This window comes from Actinoplanes sp. NPDC048791 (genome assembly GCF_040650095.1).
Lineage (GTDB): Bacteria > Actinomycetota > Actinomycetes > Mycobacteriales > Micromonosporaceae > Actinoplanes.
This window is the reverse complement of sequence record NZ_JBEZGQ010001058.1, coordinates 1-2,779: the sequence shown is the minus strand read 5'-3', so window position 1 is coordinate 2,779 and position 2,779 is coordinate 1. Positions and strand designations below refer to the sequence as shown.

General features: G+C 73.5%; 2 protein-coding genes and 2 pseudogenes. 3 read left to right on the top strand and 1 reads right to left on the bottom strand.

Annotated elements, in window-relative coordinates; translation table 11 throughout:
- Positions 1–809 (bottom strand): annotated as a pseudogene (locus tag AB0C29_RS42080) (hypothetical protein); the annotation flags it as partial.
- A gap of 112 nt (positions 810–921) precedes the next feature.
- On the opposite strand from AB0C29_RS42080, the gene AB0C29_RS42075 reads away from it, so the two are divergent.
- The 3 genes and pseudogenes from AB0C29_RS42075 to AB0C29_RS42065 all read left to right on the top strand — a co-directional run.
- A complete protein-coding gene (locus AB0C29_RS42075; protein WP_360833032.1) occupies positions 922–1,803 on the top strand; it encodes a hypothetical protein in 882 nt (293 codons plus the stop codon).
- Positions 1,804–1,858: 55 nt separating this feature from the next.
- Positions 1,859–2,287: an ABA4-like family protein gene (locus AB0C29_RS42070; RefSeq protein ID WP_360833029.1), complete on the top strand. Its 429-nt coding sequence runs from the start codon at positions 1,859–1,861 to the stop codon at positions 2,285–2,287.
- A 10-nt stretch (positions 2,288–2,297) separates the two neighbouring features.
- Positions 2,298–2,779: pseudogene (locus AB0C29_RS42065) on the top strand (two-component sensor histidine kinase); the annotation flags it as partial.

Here is a 2,779-nt window from a genome sequence, read left to right as displayed (position 1 = left end):
AGGGCGTCGACGGCGGCCGAGAGCCGGGGGTACGCCGGCCCGGGCGCATACACGTAGTTGCCGAGCACCAGCCGCCCCTCGGTGCCGAGCAGCCACTGCGCCGCCGCCGGCAGCCCGGTCAGCAGGTCCACGCCCGCACCCTCGATCGTGGCACCCGGTGCGATCAGCGTGCCCGCGCTCTGCCGGGCGGTGGCCGCCACCCGTTCCCAGACCCGCGGCCGGGGCAGGTCGACGCCGATCACCGTGCCACCCCACGCCAGCACGGCGGGCAGGGGTCCCATCTCGGCGCCGGCGCCCAGCACCACCAGCCGCTGATCGGACAGGTCCAGCCAGTCCGGCTCGGCGGCCACCTCACGGACGGCCTCGGCGCACGACTCCTCGATCGTGCCCTCCCGCACCCAGCCGTCGAGCCGGCGCAGCAGGGCGTCCCCGCGCAGCAGCTCACCCCGGTACGGCAGGACCAGCTCCTGCTCGGGCTTGCCCTCCCCGTGGATGGTGACGGTGTCCAGCGGCTCGGCAGCCACGGAGAAAGCGTCGTCGAGCGGGATCTCGTCCGCGCCGCTGGTCACCCGCATCCGGCTGTGCACCGATTCCAGCCCGGCCCGCGCGATGTCGTAGCCGCCGTCCAGCCCCGCCTCGACCAGGGCCCGGAAGTGCCGCAGGTAGCCCGTACGCCAGTCGCTCTCCCGCTCGGCCGCCGCGGCCGCCGCCGGATCAGCCACCCGCAGAGCGTCCGCGACCACCGCCCGGCCCAGCGCCGAACCGCTGCGCCGGCCGTCCTCGGCCCGGGGAAACACGACCTCGTTCACGCGGACAGTATGGCGACCTCCTACCCAGGGAGGAGAAGGCCTCCGACCACCGGCCGGGGGACGGGCCCGCGGATGGGCGAAAGCGCCCGCCGGCCCCGAAAGCATCAAGGGCATGACAAACGTGCTGCGCTGGCACCGCCCGCTGATGATCTTTGCCGCCGCGATGGCCGTGCTGGCCCTCGTCGCGGCGGTCGGCACCCTCGCCGACCCGCGCGTCCTGACCGGCGCGCCGATCTGGCTCAAGCCGTTCAAGTTCGCGGTGTCCTTCGTCCTCTACACCTCCACCCTGGCCTGGATGCTCTCGCTGCTCCCGCGGCGCAGCCGCGTCGCCGAATGGGCCGCCACCGTGGTGGTCGCCATGTCCGTCGCCGAGATGGTCGTGATCGTGACGCAGGTGCTGCGCGGTCAGACCAGCCACTACAACGAGACCTCCGCGCTGAACTCCGCGCTGTGGCAGGTCATGGGCAGCGCGATCATGGTGCTGTTCATCGCGCACTTCGTGATCGGCGTCGTGGTGCTCCGGCAGCGGATCGCCGACCGGGTGTCCGCGCACGCCGTCCGCTGGGGCCTGGGACTGTCCCTGCTCGGCCTGGTGGCGGCGACCCCGATGGTGCAGCCCGCCCAGATGGGGCACAGTGTCGGCGTGAGCGACGGCGGACCGGGACTGCCAGTGGTCGGCTGGAGCACCACCGGCGGTGACCTGCGGATCGGCCACTTCATCGGGCTGCACGCGTTGCAGGCGCTGCCGCTGCTCGCCCTGCTGCTCGGCAACCGGCTCGACGAGCTCACCCGGATCCGGCTGCTGGCGGTCGGCGGCGTCGCGTACGGCATCCTCACCGCCCTGCTGACCTGGCAGGCGCTGCGCGGCCAGCCGCTGCTGCAGCCCGACGCCCTGACGCTGACCGCCTGGGCCACCCTCGCCGCCGCGACCGCGACCGCCACCGTCGCGGTGGTGGCCCGCCGCCGGCAGCCGGCTCTGGAGCTGGCGGCATGACCGCCCGCACCGATCGGCACCTGGCCGCGGCGGACGACGGCCTGGGAGGGCCAGCATGACCGGGGCTCTGTTCGGGTTGACGTTCGCGGTCGCCGCGCCGTTCTGGGCGCTCATGATCCTGCTGCCCGGCTGGTCCTGGACCCGGCGGATCATCGCCTCGCCGCTGATCGTGCTGCCGGTCGTGGTGATCTACGCGCTGCTGGTCATCCCGGCCTTCGGCGAGGTGCTGCCGGCCGTCGCCTCGCCCACCCTCGGCGGCGTCCGCGAACTGCTCGGCACGGCCGACGGCGCGGCGGCGGCCTGGGCGCACATGCTCGCCTTCGACCTCTTCGTCGGCCGCTGGTCCTGGCTCGACAGCCGGACCCGCGGTGTCCCCGCGCTGATCATGTCGCCGGTGCTGCTGCTCACGATTCTCCTCGGCCCCCTGGGCCTGCTGGTCTACCTCCTGGTACGGGTCCGCTACCGCCCCGCCGAGAGCGCCTAGGGTGGTCCTCGTGGGATGGGTGGCACGGCTCTTCGACGCGCGGGACACGTTCGTCCGGATGCTGCTGCTGGACCTGAGCGGCCTGAGCTACCTGTTCTTCGGCACCCAGGCCGGCCCGGCGCCCACCCCGACGCAATGGCTGCTCGCCGTGGCCGCGTTCGCCCTCGCCCTGCTCCTGCACCGCCGGCAGCTCTACGGCCTGCTGGCCCAGACCGCCCTGCTGGTCGTGGCGTTCTGGCTCATCGACGACACGACGATCAACCAGGTCGGCACCAGCTGGCTGCTGCTCGAAGTGGCGCTGTGGGCCCCCCGGCCGCGCATCCTCTGGTCCTGCGCGGGCCTGGTCGCGGCGGTTTACGGGGCCTTCACCCTGGGCCGGGACCCGTCGCGGATCTCCGGGCTGATCTTCGGGCTGTTCATCGTGATCGGCGTACCGGTGCTGCTCGGCCTGGTCATCCGGACCACCCGCGAGCTGGGCGTGCAGGCCCGGCG